General features: G+C 62.2%; 15 protein-coding genes. 6 read left to right on the top strand and 9 right to left on the bottom strand.

Annotation, left to right across the window (positions count from 1 at the left end):
* Positions 1-25: 25 nt before the first annotated feature.
* The 4 genes from So717_RS12605 to So717_RS12620 are packed head-to-tail and all read right to left on the bottom strand — an operon-like array spanning position 26 to position 4018.
* Positions 26-865, bottom strand: coding sequence for a carbohydrate ABC transporter permease (locus So717_RS12605; RefSeq protein WP_159977774.1), 840 nt, complete (start codon positions 863-865; stop codon positions 26-28).
* A gap of 7 nt (positions 866-872) precedes the next feature.
* Positions 873-1799: a carbohydrate ABC transporter permease gene (locus So717_RS12610; protein ID WP_159977776.1), complete on the bottom strand. Its 927-nt coding sequence runs from the start codon at positions 1797-1799 to the stop codon at positions 873-875.
* A 57-nt stretch (positions 1800-1856) separates the two neighbouring features.
* On the bottom strand, positions 1857-3110 hold the full coding sequence (locus So717_RS12615) for an ABC transporter substrate-binding protein (protein WP_159977778.1): 1254 nt from the start codon (positions 3108-3110) through the stop codon (positions 1857-1859).
* Positions 3107-4018, bottom strand: a complete 912-nt coding sequence (locus So717_RS12620; protein WP_159977780.1) for an N-acetylmuramic acid 6-phosphate etherase — start codon at positions 4016-4018, stop codon at positions 3107-3109. Before So717_RS12620 ends, So717_RS12615 begins: the two co-directional genes overlap by 4 nt.
* A 155-nt stretch (positions 4019-4173) precedes the next feature.
* On the opposite strand from So717_RS12620, the gene So717_RS12625 reads away from it, so the two are divergent.
* Genes So717_RS12625 through nagA form a run of 4 tightly spaced genes read left to right on the top strand, consistent with a single transcriptional unit; the run spans position 4174 to position 8001 of the window.
* Positions 4174-5070 carry a glucosamine kinase nucleotide-binding domain-containing protein gene (locus tag So717_RS12625; RefSeq protein WP_159977782.1) on the top strand — a complete coding sequence of 299 codons (897 nt, stop codon included), beginning with the start codon at positions 4174-4176 and terminating at the stop codon, positions 5068-5070.
* Positions 5067-5837: a GntR family transcriptional regulator gene (locus So717_RS12630; RefSeq protein WP_159977784.1), complete on the top strand. Its 771-nt coding sequence runs from the start codon at positions 5067-5069 to the stop codon at positions 5835-5837. Before So717_RS12625 ends, So717_RS12630 begins: the two co-directional genes overlap by 4 nt.
* Positions 5834-6865: an SIS domain-containing protein gene (locus So717_RS12635; protein ID WP_159977786.1), complete on the top strand. Its 1032-nt coding sequence runs from the start codon at positions 5834-5836 to the stop codon at positions 6863-6865. Before So717_RS12630 ends, So717_RS12635 begins: the two co-directional genes overlap by 4 nt.
* A complete protein-coding gene (nagA, locus tag So717_RS12640) occupies positions 6862-8001 on the top strand; it encodes an N-acetylglucosamine-6-phosphate deacetylase (protein WP_159977788.1) in 1140 nt (379 codons plus the stop codon). The genes So717_RS12635 and nagA overlap by 4 nt, the downstream gene beginning before the upstream one ends.
* Before the next feature lie 2 nt (positions 8002-8003).
* On the opposite strand, the gene So717_RS12645 is transcribed toward nagA, so the two are convergent.
* From So717_RS12645 to So717_RS12660, 4 genes are all read right to left on the bottom strand, one after another.
* Positions 8004-9284 carry a TRAP transporter large permease gene (locus So717_RS12645; protein WP_159977790.1) on the bottom strand — a complete coding sequence of 427 codons (1281 nt, stop codon included), beginning with the start codon at positions 9282-9284 and terminating at the stop codon, positions 8004-8006.
* A gap of 7 nt (positions 9285-9291) precedes the next feature.
* The gene (locus So717_RS12650) at positions 9292-9828 is read right to left on the bottom strand and encodes a TRAP transporter small permease (RefSeq protein WP_159977792.1); all 537 of its coding nucleotides are present in this window, start codon (positions 9826-9828) and stop codon (positions 9292-9294) included.
* 65 nt (positions 9829-9893) lie between these two features.
* A complete protein-coding gene (locus tag So717_RS12655; protein ID WP_159977794.1) occupies positions 9894-10877 on the bottom strand; it encodes a TRAP transporter substrate-binding protein in 984 nt (327 codons plus the stop codon).
* A 56-nt stretch (positions 10878-10933) separates the two neighbouring features.
* Positions 10934-11704, bottom strand: a complete 771-nt coding sequence (locus So717_RS12660; RefSeq protein ID WP_159977796.1) for an SDR family NAD(P)-dependent oxidoreductase — start codon at positions 11702-11704, stop codon at positions 10934-10936.
* Between the two features lie 226 nt (positions 11705-11930).
* Here So717_RS12660 and So717_RS12665 point away from each other — a divergent pair, with 226 nt between their 5' ends.
* Complete coding sequence (locus So717_RS12665; RefSeq protein WP_159977798.1) at positions 11931-12614, top strand: GntR family transcriptional regulator; 684 nt, start codon at positions 11931-11933, stop codon at positions 12612-12614.
* 12 nt (positions 12615-12626) lie between these two features.
* Entirely contained in the window at positions 12627-12938 is a 312-nt protein-coding gene (locus So717_RS12670; protein WP_159977800.1) for a cupin domain-containing protein, read from the top strand.
* Positions 12939-12968: 30 nt separating this feature from the next.
* On the opposite strand, the gene So717_RS12675 is transcribed toward So717_RS12670, so the two are convergent.
* On the bottom strand, positions 12969-15167 hold the full coding sequence (locus tag So717_RS12675) for a PAS-domain containing protein (protein WP_159977802.1): 2199 nt from the start codon (positions 15165-15167) through the stop codon (positions 12969-12971).
* Positions 15168-15170 lie beyond the last annotated feature (3 nt).

The raw sequence follows: 15170 nt of genomic DNA on the forward strand, positions 1-15170 counted from the left end.
CCGGCGATCAGAACGGTTTTTTCACTCACTTCACGGCTCCTGACGTAAGGCCCCGGATCAGCTGGCGCGAGAAGATCACGTAGAGCACCATGACCGGCAGGATCGCCAGCGAGAGCGCCGAGAGCACCGCGTTCCAGTCGGTCACGAACTGTCCGATGAAGACCTGGCTGCCAAGCGTCAGGGTTTTGACCTCTTCGGCGGGGGCGAGGATCAGCGGAAACCACAAATCGTTCCAGATCGGGATCATGTTAAAGACAGCCACGGTCGCCATCGCCGGGCGGACCAGTGGCAGCACCAAGCGGAAGAAGATGCGGTATTCGGACAGCCCATCGATGCGGCCCGCGTCTTTCAGATCGTCGCTGACCTGCCGCATGAACTCCGACATGATGAAGACCGCCAGCGGCAGGCCTTGCGCGGTATAGACGAGGATCAGCGCCCAGAGCGTGTTCACCAGCCCCGTCTGCACCATCATCTCCAGGATGGCCACGGTGCCGATGCGGATCGGGATCATGATGCCGAGCGCGAGATACAGCCCCATCAGCGTATTGCCCCGGAACCGATATTCCGCCAGCGCAAAGGCAGCCATCGCGCCAAAAAGCAGGATGAAGAACAGCGACCCCACGGTCACGATCAGGGAGTTCTGGAAGTAGAGGAAGAAATCCCCCTGTTTCAGCACGGTCTGGTAGCCGATCAGCGAAAAGCTCTCTGCATCGGGCAGGGCGAGCGGTTCGCGAAAGATCGCGCGGCGGGACTTGAAGCTGTTGATCACGATCACAAACACCGGGAAGAGCGCGATCAACGTGTAGATCAGCAGCGCCGCATGGGCGGCGACGGTGTTGAAGGGGTTCTGGCGGGCTGCGCTCATCGGGGCCTCAGAACTGATAGCGTCGCATGCGCGACTGGATGCCAAAGAGGTAGAGGCAGACGCCCAGCAGGATGATCAGGAACATGGCAGACGCGATGGCGGAGCCCATGTGCGGATCACCCAGTTGCAGCTGGAAGCCAAAGAAGGTGCGATAGAGGAAGGTGCCGAGGATATCGGTCGAGAAATCAGGCCCAGCAAGCGCGCCCTGCGCGGCATAGATCAGATCGAAGGCGTTGAAGTTCGCCACGAAGGTCAGAATCGAGATGATGCCGATGGAGGGCAGAATGAGCGGCAGCTTGATCTTCCAGAAGGCGGAGAGGCCGGTGATGCCTTCGACCTCTGCCGCCTCCAGGATCTCTTCGGGGATCGACAGAAGGGCGGCATAGATCAGCATCATCGGGATGCCGACGAACTGCCAGACGGAGACCAGCGAGAGCGTGGTGAGCGCGTATTCTTCCTTGCCCAGCCAGGGCGCGTAGAGCGAATTGAGGCCCACCGCATCCAGCATACCGGGTGCGATGCCCCAGATGGGCGAGAGGATCAGCTTCCACGCAAAGCCCACGATCACGAAGGACAGGATGGTGGGGATGAAGATGGCGGAGCGATAGAAGGCGGCGAACCGCAGGCGCGAGTGGCTGAGGATGGCCGCCAGCGCGATCCCGATGGGGTTCTGCACCAGCATGTGGATGAGGAAGAACCACAGATTGTTGCCAAGCGCGTTCCAGAACTGGTTGGACCAGATCGCATCACCAAAGAGCCGATGGAAGTTCTGCAGGCCGACAAAGACGCGCTGCTGGTCCACCTCGGCAAAAAACGACAGCCGCAGCGTGTTAAACAGCGGGTAGATCATCACCGCCGTGTAGACCAGCACTGCGGGTGCCAGGAAAACGACAATGTGCCAGCGGAATCTAGGGCTGTTCTCGTGCTTGCGCATGAGCGGCCTTTCGGGATGGGTGAGGCGCCGGGTCGAAGCCCGGCGCGCCGCAGTGCGTTACTGCTGGGGTTCGTACCAGCTGGCCAGGCCCTTTTGCAGGCGCTGGCCGGCGTCTTCGGGGCTCTCATCGCCCTTGATCACGGCGACGGAGGCGTTCCAGGTCTCGTTCTCAAGGTTCGGCGTGCCGCGCGACAGCACCTGATAGGTGGAGCGGATCGTGCTTTCACATTCGCCGCGCCAGGAGATGAACTCCTGCGCCAGCGGATCATCCAACGTCACAGGTGCAGAGGAGAGCGGGAAGAACCCGGGCAGGGCATTGGCGAAGATCGTCGCGAACTCCGGCGAGCCCACCCAGTTGAGCAAGGTCTTGGCCGCTTCGGGGTTGTCGGTCGCCGCGTTCATACCAATGCCGATATCGGTGTGATCGGAGATATAGCAGGTGTCGCCCGCGGCCTGTACTGGCGGATAGAAGGCGCCCATCTCGAAATCTGCGAGGCCGTTGAAACCCGAGATCTCCCACGAGCCGGTCGGATAAATCGCGGCGCGGCCCAGCGTAAAGATGTTCTGGCTGTCTGGGTAGGTCTGCGCCTCATAGCCATCGCCCAGATAGTCGCCCCATTTCGCCAGTTGGCGGAAGGGCGCGACCCAGGCCTCATCGGTCAACTTCTGGTCCCCGGCGAGCAGGGCCAGGCGGCCATCCTCGCCTTTCCAGTAGTTGGGGCCGATGTTGTTGTAACCCATGGTGGCGGCTTCCCACTGATCATTGGTGCCCATGGCCATGGGGATATAGCTGCCGTCGTCCTTGATGGCGTCGAGGGCGGCAAAGAACTCCGCTTCGGTTGTGGGCTCTTCCAGCCCCAACTCGGCAAAGATGTCCTTGTTGTAGATGAAGCCGTGGATCACTGAGGCCATGGGCACGCAATACTGGATGGAGGCGTCATCCGTACTCCACCCCGATTTGGCCACGGCGGAGAAGTTCGACATGCCGTCGAGTGCGCTGATATCAGCCAGATGCCCGGCCTCAAAAAGCGCCAGCGAGGCGTCAAAGGGGCGGCATGTGATGATGTCGCCCGCCGAACCTGCTTCGAGCTTGGAGTTCAGGATGGCGTTGTATTCCGCAGGTGCAGAGGGTGTGAAGTTCAACTTGATGCCGGGGTGCGCGGCCTCGAAGGCAGGGATGATCTGATCCTGCCAGATCGCGAGGTCGTCGTTGCGCCAGCTTTCGATGGTGAGCGTGACATCCTCGGCCCAGGCTGGTCCGGCCAGCATGGTCGAGATGAGCAGTGCACCTATAGGGTTGCGTTTGGTCATTGGGGTCTCCCGTGTTGGTTTGCTTTGTTGTTTATGTCTTGCAGGCACGGTGCGAGATGGCCGTCGTGCCTGTGCAAAAGGTCATCTGCGTCCGCTTTCGTGCAGCCGCGGGCCAAAAGGACGGCCGTCTTGACCCTGCCACCCGCCCGGCGCAGCGCGTCGGTAGCCGCCGGTTCTGCCACCCCGGCGGCGGTGGCGACCATATGGGCGGCGCGGGACCTCAGTTTGGCGTTGTCGGCCACAACGTTGATCATCATGCCTTGAAAGACATGGCCAAGTTTAACCCCCATCAGGGATGACATCATGTTGAGCGCGACCTTTTGCGCCGTGCCCGCGCCAAGGCGGGTCGACCCGGCGATGACCTCCGCGCCGGTCTCAAGGCAGATCGGAATATCTGCATGGTCCAACAGCGCCGACCCGGGCGCATTCGCCAGCCCGATGACCGTCGCACCGTTCGACCCTGCGGCTTGGGCGGCTGCAATCGCATAAGGCGTAGTGCCGCTGGCGCTGAGCACAATGGCAACGTCACCCTGCTTCGTGTCTTCTCCGACCTGCCGACCTGCATCCGCGTCATCTTCTGTTGCGCCGGGCATGATCCCGTCGCCTGGCACGCCGCCTGCCATATGGATCCGGATTTGCTTGTGGGCCACTCCGAAAGTGCCGGGCAGCTCACAGGCGTCCGCAAGCGCCATCAAACCGGAACTGCCCGCCGCCGCGTAGACCAGCATACCGCCTGTGCGGATGGCCTTTGCCATGGCCTCTGCCGCGGCGTCCACCTGCGCGAGAACCGGCGTGACCGCAGCCACAGCTGCAGCCTGGCTTTCAAGTATGGCGGCCAGTGCGTCGCGTGCGTCAAGCGCATCGATCCTGACGCCTGCAGGCGCGTTTTCGGTTGTCGGCAGCGACATACGAATCCCCTTTCCATCATCCAATACCTTTTAGATACCTTTTGTCTACTATTTTTTAAGACTTGGAAATTTCCATACCTATTTCAGCAAAATTCGAGGGTTTGCGGCGCAAATTTGGTGTATTCTCCACTCAATAGGTATTATATAGGTATCTCATGAGTGATTCACACGATCTTCCCCTCATTGCCGTAGATGGCGGAGGAACCGGCTGCCGGGCGGTGGTCGGAACAGGGGCGGGTGGTGTCATGGGTCTTGCGTCAGGCGGGCCTGCCAACTCGGCTTCGGATCTGGCGGGCGCTGTGGGTAATATCATCGAAACGGTCGATCAAGCGGCACGCGAGGCGGGCCTGCCATCTGGTGCTCTGAGACAGGGTATTGCTCACATCGGAATTGCCGGGGTTCTGACCGAAGAGGACAGCGAGCGTGTGTCCAAGGCCCTGCCTTACGGCCATATCACGGTGACGGATGACCGTCCGACAACGGTTGCGGGCGCGCTGGGCGCGCAGGATGGGTTTGTGGCCTCAGTTGGCACCGGCACGATTGTCGCATCTCGGAGTGGGCCGACTTTTGACTATGTCGGCGGGTGGGGGTTTCGCGTCTCGGATCAGGCATCCGGCGCCTGGCTTGGGCGGTCTGTGCTGGAGCAGACACTGCTCTGCCATGATGGGCTTGCAGAGCACACGGCGCTGACGCGTCACGTCCTGGCCGGGTTTGACAATGACCCCAATGCGCTTGTGACCTTCAGCCTGGCGGCCCGGTCGGGCGACTATGGCACGCTGGCCCCGGACATTGTGCGCTTTGCTCAGCGGGGCGACAGCTGTGCCGTGTCGCTGTTGACCGAAGGTGCATCTTACCTGATGCGGGCGCTGGAGCGGTTGGGGTTTCTGCCCGGGGATCGGCTCTGCCTGATGGGTGGGCTGGGGCCGCACTACGCGGGGTTTCTGCCGCCGGACGCCATTGCGCACCGGGTTGAGCCCGGCGGAAGCGCGCTGGATGGGGCCTTTCAGTTCGCGCGTGAGGCTCTGGCCGAGTTGACGGAGCGCGTGCGATGACCATTGCGGAATTCCTTGAACCGGGCAAATGGCTTCGCGCTGGTGGCGGCCCGAGGTACGTGCAACTGCGGCAGCGGTTGAGCGACGGCGTCGATCAGGGGGTGCTGCGCGCGGGCAGTTCCCTGCCGCCGGAGCGGGAGATTGCGACAATCACCGACCTGTCGCGCGTCACAGTGCGCAAGGCGATCCGCGCGCTGGCAGAGGACGGGCTGATCGTGCAGCGGCAGGGCTCCGGTTCCTTCGTGGCCTCGGACATTCCGCGTATTGAACAATCGCTGTCGCGCCTGACGTCCTTCAGCGAGGATATGTCGCGGCGCGGCATGGTCTCCTCCAGCATCTGGCTGGAACGCGGGGTCTTCATGCCATCGCCCGAGGAGATCTTGGTGCTGGCGCTGTCTCGGGATGCGTCAGTCTCGCGGATCGGGCGGCTGAGAACGGCGGATGACAAGCCCATGGCGATCGAACGGGCGTCTCTGCCAACCGATGTGTTGCCGAACCCGCTGCTGGTCGAAACATCGCTTTATGACGTTCTGGAACATGCCGGGCTGCGGCCTGTCCGTGCGCTGCAGAAGATTTCTGCGGTGAACCTTGATGAGGAGACGGCCGGGCTGCTGGAGGTCGAGCCGGGCGCGGCGGGTCTGCGGATTGAACGGACGTCGTATCTGGTGGATGGGCGCGCGGTTGAGTTCACCCGGTCGATCTATCGAGGCGACGCCTACAATTTTGTGGCCGAGCTTCAGCTGGCCAAGGAGCAGGGGGCGCAATGACGGCAATGGACACCCAGATGCGGCGCGAAGTCATGGAGAGCCCCGCCGCAGTGGCGCGGCTTCTGCAGGGCGGGCGCGACGACATCTGCCGCACGGCGGAAGCCATCCGCACGCGCAAGCCTGCCTATATGGTCAGTGTCGCGCGCGGCTCTTCCGACCATGTGGCGACCTATCTCAAATACGCGTCTGAGCTCATGACGGGCACGCCCATTGCCTCTGTCGGTCCGTCCATTGCCTCGGTCTACAAGCGCAGTCTGAGCCTTGAGGGCAGCGTTTGCCTGTCGGTCTCGCAATCCGGCAAGAGCCCCGATATCGTCGAAATGGCGCGCATGGCGCGGTCGGGCGGCGCCTTGTCGGTTGCCATGACAAACGACCCGGGCAGCCCGCTGGCGCATGTGGCCGATCACACATTGGATCTGCACGCGGGGCCGGAACTGAGCGTGGCGGCCACCAAGACATTCATCAACTCTGCCGTGACAGGGCTTTGGTTGCTGGCGGAATGGGCGGAGGACGCGGCGTTGCTGCGCGCCATCGCCGAATTGCCAGAGCATCTGGAGCGGGCCGTGCGGGCGGATTGGTCGGCGGTCTGTGCCGCCATCGAGGGGCGCAATTCGGTGTTCTGCCTGGGGCGTGGCCCGTCTTATGCGATGTCGAACGAGGCGGCGCTGAAGTTCAAGGAAACCTGTCAGCTGCATGCGGAATCCTATTCGTCGGCGGAGGTGCTGCATGGCCCGGTTTCCATTGTGGACCCTGGGTTTCCGGTTCTGGCGCTTGCGGCAGCTGATGCCGCAGAAACGGCTCTGGTCTCGGTTGCGGATGAGCTGGCGGACAAGGGCGCAAAGGTGTTTATCACAAGCCCTGATGCCAGACATGCGCATGGGTTGGAGACCGTGCGCACAGGGCACCCGTTGACGGATCCGATCGCGACTATTGCCAGTTTCTATGCGATGGTCGAACAGCTTGCCGTGGCACGCGGCATCAATCCGGATGCACCGCGCCACCTCAACAAGGTCACGGAAACCGTATGAGCACGACAGCTCGCGCCTATGTCGGAGCCCGGATTCACGACGGAGAGCAACTGCACAGTGCACATGGCCTGCTGGTCGATGAAGAGGGTGCCTTTGATATCCTGCCGGAACAGGCGCTGCCGCCGGGCTGTGTTGTTGAGACGCTGGAGGGTGGTTTGATCACGCCCGGCTTCGTGGACCTGCAGGTCAATGGCGGCGGGGGTGTCATGTTCAATGACGATCAGTCCGTGGCAACGCTCAAGACGATTGCTGACGCGCACGCCCGCAGTGGCACCTACGCCATTTTGCCAACGCTGATCACCGACACGCCGGATCGGACGCGCGCGGCGATTAACGCGGTCGAGGAGGCCATCGCGGCAGACGTGCAGGGTATCGTGGGCCTTCACCTTGAGGGGCCGCACCTTTCTGTCGCGCGGAAGGGCGCGCATGATCCGTCATTGATCCGCCCCATGAGCGACGCGGATTTGCGTCTGGTGCTGGAGGCGGCGGAGCGCCTGCCCAATGTCATGATCACCGTGGCACCGGAAAACACGACAGGTGCACAGATTTCGAAATTGGCCGAGGCCGGGGTCGTCGTCTCGCTGGGCCATACGGATGCGGATGCTGCAACCTGCCATGCCGCTTTTGACGCGGGCGCGCGCTGTGTCACACATCTGTTCAATGCGATGAGCCAGATGGGCAATCGAGAGCCAGGGCTGGTTGGCGCAACACTGGCGCGAGATGACGTCCATGCCGGGCTAATCGCTGACGGCATCCATGTGCACCCCACAAGCATGCGTGTGGCGCTGGCCGCGAAGGCGGGGATATTCCTCGTCACCGACGCGATGGCAACCGCCGGATCCGAGATTGACAGGTTCCACCTGAACGGGCGTGAGGTGTTCCGGGCGGAGCGGCGTCTGACCCTCGCGGATGGCACGCTTGCCGGGGCGGATCTTGAGATCCCCCGCGCGCTTGAGGTCATGACGGAGCAGGTCGGGGATACGCTCGAAGCTGCGGTTGCGCGGACGACCTCAATCCCGGCCAGCGTGCTGCGCCAGCCGGGTGGTCTGGGCCATCTGTCAGGCAGGGGGCAAACAGCGCTCTACTTCCGCAACGGCTGGTCGTCACCTCAGGTGCTGGCCCGCGCCGCGCGCTAGGGTTATCCCAGCAGCCCCGGCAGGGTCAGTGACACGGCAGGCACAAAGGTGATCATGATCAGGGCCGCGAGGATCGCGAGGTAGAATGGCCAGATGGTGCGCACGGCGGTCTCCATCGGCAGTTTGCCGACCGCACAGCCGACAAAGAGGCAGGAGCCCACCGGCGGGGTGCAGAGGCCCAGACCAAGGTTCACCATCAGGATCATGCCGAACTGCAGCGGGTCGATGCCGAGGCTGATTGCGACGGGCAGGAAGATCGGCGTGCAGATCAGGATCAGCGCGGCCATATCCATGATCATGCCGAGAATCAGCAGCACGATATTGATCATCAGCAGGATCAGGATCGGGTTGTCCGTCAGCGTGGTCAGCAGCGTCGCGGTCTTGTCCGGCACTCGGTAGAAGGTGAGCATATAGGCAAAGGCCCCGGCGCAGGCGATCAGGATCATCACCATCGCCGTAGTGCGCACCGATTGCAGCACCGCTGTCCTGAAATTCTCCCACGTCAGGGTGCGATAGACCAGCAGCGTCACGATGAAGGCATAGATGGCCCCGAAGGCACCGGATTCCGTCACCGTGAAGATACCCGAAAGCACGCCGCCCACGATGATGACGGCGGTGAAGAGACCGGGGATAGCGCCTATAAAGCTCAGCCCAAGAGCTGTCCAGCCGGGGAAGACCTCAGCGCTATATCCGCGTTTCACGGCGACCAGATAGGCGGCGATGGCGAGGCAGGAGCACATCAGCAGCCCCGGCAGAACGCCCGCGAGGAAGAGCTTGGAGATGGAGATGCCGCCCCCCGCCGCGATGGCGAAAATGATCATATTATGGCTGGGCGGGATGATGATCCCCGCGATGGAGGAGGTGACAGTGACGTTCACGGCGTAATCCGCATCATAGCCCTTCTCTTTCATGACCGGGATCAGGATCGACCCCAGTGCCGAGATATCCGCCACGGCGGATCCTGAGATGCCGCCAAAGAGCATGGAGGAAAAGACATTCACGATGCCCAGGCCGCCCCGCACGGCCCCAACGGCGGCGGAGGCAAAGCGCACCAGCCGTGCGGCGATGCCGCCGTGGAACATCAGCTCGCCTGCAAAGATGAAGAAGGGGATGGCCATCAGCGAGAACACATTGATGCCGCTGATGATCCGCTGCACGCCGATCATCAGCGGCAGACCCTCGAACCAGAAGGCCGCCATCGCCGAGATGCCAAGCGCAAAGGCGACAGGCACGCCGATGATCACGCAGAGGGCAAAGAAGCCCAGAAGAACGAAAAGCCCCATGGCTGTGTTATCCTATGGTGTCGCGGCGCGGGTCGCGGCCCGCCATCAGCCGCATCAGATGGCCCAGCGTGAAGATCAGGATCAGCCCGCCGCCCACGGTCAGCGGCAGCGAGCGCAGACCTTCGGGCAGTTGGATCAGGGGGATCATGGACCCCCATTTGAACATTGTCAGCTTGGTCCCCTGCCAGAGCAGGAGCAACCCAAACCCCGCCAACAGCAGGTCGGTCACCACAACGAATAGGGTGCGCATCCAGCGAGGTGCGATTGTCCGAAAGGCCGCCACCGAAAGATGGGTGTTCTCATGAATGCCCACAGCGGCGCCGAGAAAGGCAATGGTCATGACCAGAAGCAGAGCCGCCTGTTCCACCCAGGTGGGTGTCGCGTTCAGAACATAGCGGCCAAAGACCAGCCATCCAAAGATGACCGTCAGGACGACAAGTGCGACGCCTGTGATCAACCGGCACAGGGCCGCAAGACCATCCAGCACAACCTCCATGCGGGACAGCAAAGATGTGTCGCCGCTTGGGATCGGGCGATCTGTCATGCGGTTTCTCCTGGTCAGAGGGGGAGACGCCCGTGCGGGGGCGGGCGTCCCCAAGGTGCCAGCGGTTACTCGGTCACCTGGATCAGGTCGACCAGCGGCCGCAGGTCAGGGTTGCCGGCGAGATAGGTCTCGTAGACCGGTGTCATCGCCGCCTGGAACGGGCCCTTGTCGGCGATCTCGTTCACGACCACGCCGCCCTCTTCAACCATCTTCCGGCTGGTGGCCTCTCGTGCGGCCCACAACTCGCGCTGCAGGTCTGCGGATTCAACAGCTGCCTCGGTCACAGCTGCCTTCATCTCGTCTGACAGACCGTTGTAGACATCCGCATTGATGCAGATGCACTCAGGGATGATCAGGTGCTGGCTGAGTGAGTAGAAGCCCGCCACCTCGAAATGCCCGGTGGATTCGTAGGAGGGCCAGTTATTTTCGGCCCCGTCCACAACGCCGGTCTTCAGCGCCTGATAGACCTCGGCAAAGGCCATGGGTGAAGGGTTGCCACCCAACTCGGCAATCATGCCGGAGTAGAGGTCATTGTTCATGACCCGCACCTTCATGCCGGTCACATCCTCGGGCGTGTTGATCGGCTTGGCCCCATTGTAGAAAGACCGCGCGCCTGCGTCATACCACGCCAGCGGCACCAGCCCCTTGGCGGCCATGCCTTCAGCGATGACCTGCCCGCCTTCGCCTTCAAGCACGCGGAACATGTGTGGCACGTCTTTGAAGATGAAGGGCAGTGAGACGACGTTGGCCTCTGCCGCAATTGGGCCAATGGGACCGAGGTTGAAGTTGCCGATCTCCAGCCCGCCGAGGCGGACCTGCTCGATGGCGTCAGGCTGGCTGCCCAGCGTGCCGCCGTGGAACATCTGCAGCGAAATCTCTCCGCCGGTCTTCTCCTCCAGAAGCTCGGCGAATTTGTCCATCGCGGTGGTGTTTGGATAGCCATCCGCGTGGATATTCCAGCCGCGCCAGTCTGCGGCATTTGCCGCGCCGCAGAGCAGTGCGACCGCGGCAACAGCGCCGACGAATGATCCTGTGAATTTAATGTACATCTGTCTTCCTCCCTAAGATGCCGGACCTTTGGCCCGAAGTGTCGGCCGGAGCCGTTCTACGAAAAGACAAGCCCTCCGTTGATGTCGATATTTGTGCCTGTGATGAACGCCGCCTCATTCGAGGCCAGATAAGCCACGAGGTTGGCCACATCCTCCGACGTGCCCTCCCGCTTGAGCGGTGTTGCGTTGGCCACGTTGCGGCGCACCTCGTCCTTGGTGAATGTGTTGTGAAAATCGGTGTCGATCATGCCGGGGCAGATGGAATTGACGCGAATGTCTGGCCCCAACTCCTTGGCGAGCCCACGCGTCATGGTCATCACAGCGCCTTTGGAGGCCGCATAGGCCACAGCGCCCGGCCCGCCGCCATCGCGTCCGGCCTGGCTGGCCAGCCCGATGATAGACCCGCCGCTCGTCATGTGGGGCAGGGCAGCTTTCACCAGCCGGAAAAACGACGTGGTGTTCAGATCCATCACATGGTTCCAATGCCCAACATCCATCTCGGCCACGGTCTTGCGGGCCACCAGCCCCCCGGTTACATGCACCAGACAGTGGATTTTTTCGCCGAATGCTGTGCGCGTGGCGTCGATCAGGGCGGTTACATCTGTGTCCGACGTCATGTCGCCTTGTTGCGCTATCGCGCGCCCACCCGCTGCGGTGATCTCTGCCACTGCGCTCTCGGCGCCTGCGGAGGAGTTGTGGTAGTTTATGGCGACAGCTGCGCCAGCTGCTGCAAGCCGCAGCGCGCAGGCGCGCCCGATGTCGCGGCCACCGCCCGTCACAATTGCCACCTGTCCATTCAGGGAGTGAGCGGGAGCGTGCTGGGTCATAACGGTCCTTTCCAGAACGTGCGGGACGGGCGTTGTGCCCAATCAGAGGCGCCGCGCACGCGCCTCGTTTCAGTCTCACCGCCGGAACACAAAGTTTTCTGTGTGGGTGGTCTTGGCTAATTTAGTCGACTAGTATACTAGTATTGTCAAGCCTTATGTTTGGCGCTTCACCTCGCATGGGGTCGGTGCGCGCGGGGCCGGATTGCAGGAATGACAAGGACAGGGCATGCACAGCATTTCCGACACACTTGAACGGCGAACCACAACCACTGACCTCGTCTTTGATCAATTGAGGCAAGAGATCGTGTCGCTGGACCTGCTGCCCGGGGCAAAGCTGTCGGAGGCAGAGATCGCGCGGCGGTTCGGCGTGTCTCGCCAGCCGGTGCGGGATGCGTTCAGCCGGTTGGAAAGCCTCGATCTGATTCTGATCCGCCCGCAGAAGGCAACGAAGGTGCGCGGGTTTTCCATGGCGGCGATTGAACATGCCCGCTTTGTGCGGCTTGCGGTGGAGCTTGAGGTGATCCGCAATGCCTGCGCCCTGTGGGACAGCGCACGGGCTGCCAAACTGCAAGCCAACCTTGACCAGCAACGCGCGGTGATCGAGGCTGGCCAGCCCGAGGCCTTTCACGCGCTCGACTATCAGTTCCACAAGCTGATCTGCGAATTGGGCGGACACCCTCGGGCCTTTGACACCATCGAAGAGTGCAAGCAGCGCATCGACCGGCTGTGTGTGCTGAGTCTGGGCCGCGCGAGCGAGGCGTCAACGCTGTTGGAAGATCACCTGGCCCTGGGCGACGCGCTGGCGGACAAGGATGAGCAGACGGCCACCGGGATTGCCCGGCAACACCTGGCTCGGCTGGACGACACAATCACTGACATCCACGCCAAACACGCCGACTTCTTTGACTAAGGGACAGGTCTTATGGCTTCTGAATTCCCCAGTATCCAGACCGGCCCGGGCGTGACCCGTCAGGTTCTGGCCGATCACCCCGAGATGATGGTGGTGTCTTTCCGCTTTGCCCAAGGGGCCGAAGGGGCGCTGCACGCGCATCCGCATGTGCAGTCGACCTATGTGAAAGCGGGCCGCTTTCGGTTCACGGTCGGGGATGACACCTTCGAGGTTGGTGCCGGAGACAGTTTCGTGATCCCGTCCGGCGCACGCCATGGCTGCCTGTGTCAGGAGGCGGGAGAGCTGATTGATTGCTTCACGCCCCGGCGGGAGGATTTCCTTTAGGCACGCCTGAACGCCCCGCAAGCCGCAGATCTATTCGGCGTTCTGCAAACTCACCAGGAAGTCGGCAATTTTTGCCCGGGAGAGCGGCTTGTGCGCCAGGGCAACACCCAAAGCCTGGCAGCGGTCATGCAGCTGTTGCGACCGGTTGGCCGAGATGATGACGATGGGCAGCGCGCCATAGCGGTCGCGCAGTGCAGGCACCAGATCGGTTCCACTGATGCCCTCGCCCAACTGATAGTCCAGCAGAAACCCATCCGGGACGACCCCAAGCTCTTTATAGAGTTCCAGCGCATCCTCGCCGCTGCGCGACTGGAGAACGTCCGACCCCAGCGCCTCGATGGTCAGCGAGATCGAATTGCGCAGAGCGGCGTCGTTCTCCACTAGCCCGACCAGCAGCCCGCGGGTGGTGGTCTTCATATCGGGCGTCTTGACGGGCGCCTGAACCGGGGTCGCTCTGCGTGAGAGCTTCAGCGACACTGAAAAGCAACTGCCGCCCCCGGGTTCGGACCGCAGATCCAGCCCGTGATCCAGCATCTTGCAGGCGCGGTCCACAATCGCGAGGCCCAGCCCAAGACCCACCTGATCGCCGCGGACTTTCTTGAGCTGCTGGAACTCCTGGAAGATCAGACTTTGATCATCAGCAGAGATGCCCGGACCCTGATCACAGACATCGATCCGTGCAACGTCACCCAGCCGTCTCACGCCCACCAGAATTTTCCTGCCGGTGGTATAGCGGATCGCATTGCTGATGATGTTCTGCAGGATCCGGTAGAGGTAGGATTGATCACTGCGCACCTTGAGCGAGGTGGGCACAAACCGCAGATCAAGGCCGCGCGCCTTGGCGAGCGGGGCAAACTCGTTGAAAAGCGTGGTGAAGACGCGGTTGAGGTCCACCGATGTCAGGTCATAGGTGGCGAGGCCCAGATCCAGCTTGGAGATATCAAGCAGCGCCGTGATGATCGATTCCGCACTTTCCAGCGCCGATGTGGTCTTGCGCAGAAGCTCATGTTCCGACCCGGACGACAGCCGGTCTTCCAGCACGGATGTATAGAGCTTGGCCGCTGACATCGGTTGCAGCAGGTCGTGCGAGGCGGCGGCGACAAAACGCGTTTTTGAGGCGTTGGCGCGTTTGGCGGCCTCCAACGCGTCGCCGAGTTCAATCGTGCGATCAGACACACGCTTTTCCAGCGTCTCGTTCAACTCGCGCAGAGCACTTGACGTCTGGCGCTCCTGCGTGATGTCGGTGAAGCTGATCACAAAGCCGCGGTCGGGCATCTCCTGCATGAACACGTCGAAGATGGCGGCATCGTTGCGCAGCACTTCGAAGGACAGGGCCTCGCGGCCACCATCGATGCGCGCCCAGTCCGACAGATCCGACTTTCCCATCGCGCCGGAGTACGTAAACAGATCCTCCAGCCGGTCGAGCAGCTCCTCGAAGTTGCCACCCCGGAAGGTTGGGCCGATGCGACGGCGCAGCAGATCCTCCATGCGGCGGTTCCAGCCGACGAGGCGGCGGTGGTGGTCAAAGATGCAGATCCCTTGTTTGATGTGGTCGAGCGTGGCGCGTAGCATCAGCGCCTGCTTATGCACCAGCTTGTCCCGCTCCTGCCGCTCCAGCCGCATGATCTCGGAGACATCCGTTTGCAGGATCACCGTGCCGCGCGTGTCGGTGCGGTGCTCACTGACCTGCATCCAGCGATTGCCCTTGAGCCGGATGTTGAACACCACGTGATCCTTGCGGTGCAGCCGCATGCGCGTCTTGCGCCAACTGGCCGGGGTTTCCTCTGCTTTCCAGTCCAGATCGGCACTGCCGCTGATCAGCGCGATGTAATCGTCAAATGCGAGGCCCGTGCTCAGCTGCCGACGCACGTCGCCAAGCGCTTCGCAAAAACGGCTGTTGTAAAGCACCAGCCGGTCGCTGTGATCAAAAAGCGCAAAGCCTTCGTTGATTGTCTCGATGGCGTCGGCGAGATTGGCGCGCGCGTCTTCGGCCTCCTGCCGGGCCAGGGCAAAGCGGGCGTTGGATTCGTGCAAAAGATCCAGCGTGCGCTCCAGATCGACCGTGCGTTGGCGCACTTGTTCTTCCAGCATCGCGGCGCGTTCGAACTGCGCATAGGCGAGGCCGGTTTGATCCGGGCTCTGCTCCACCTTGCGCATCAGCGCTTCGACGATCTGTTGGAGTTTCTCGTTCTGCCGTTCCAGGCTGTCGGAGGGGTCGATCAGGTCCATACG

Source organism: Roseobacter cerasinus, from assembly GCF_009811755.1.
Classification (GTDB): domain Bacteria; phylum Pseudomonadota; class Alphaproteobacteria; order Rhodobacterales; family Rhodobacteraceae; genus Roseobacter; species Roseobacter cerasinus.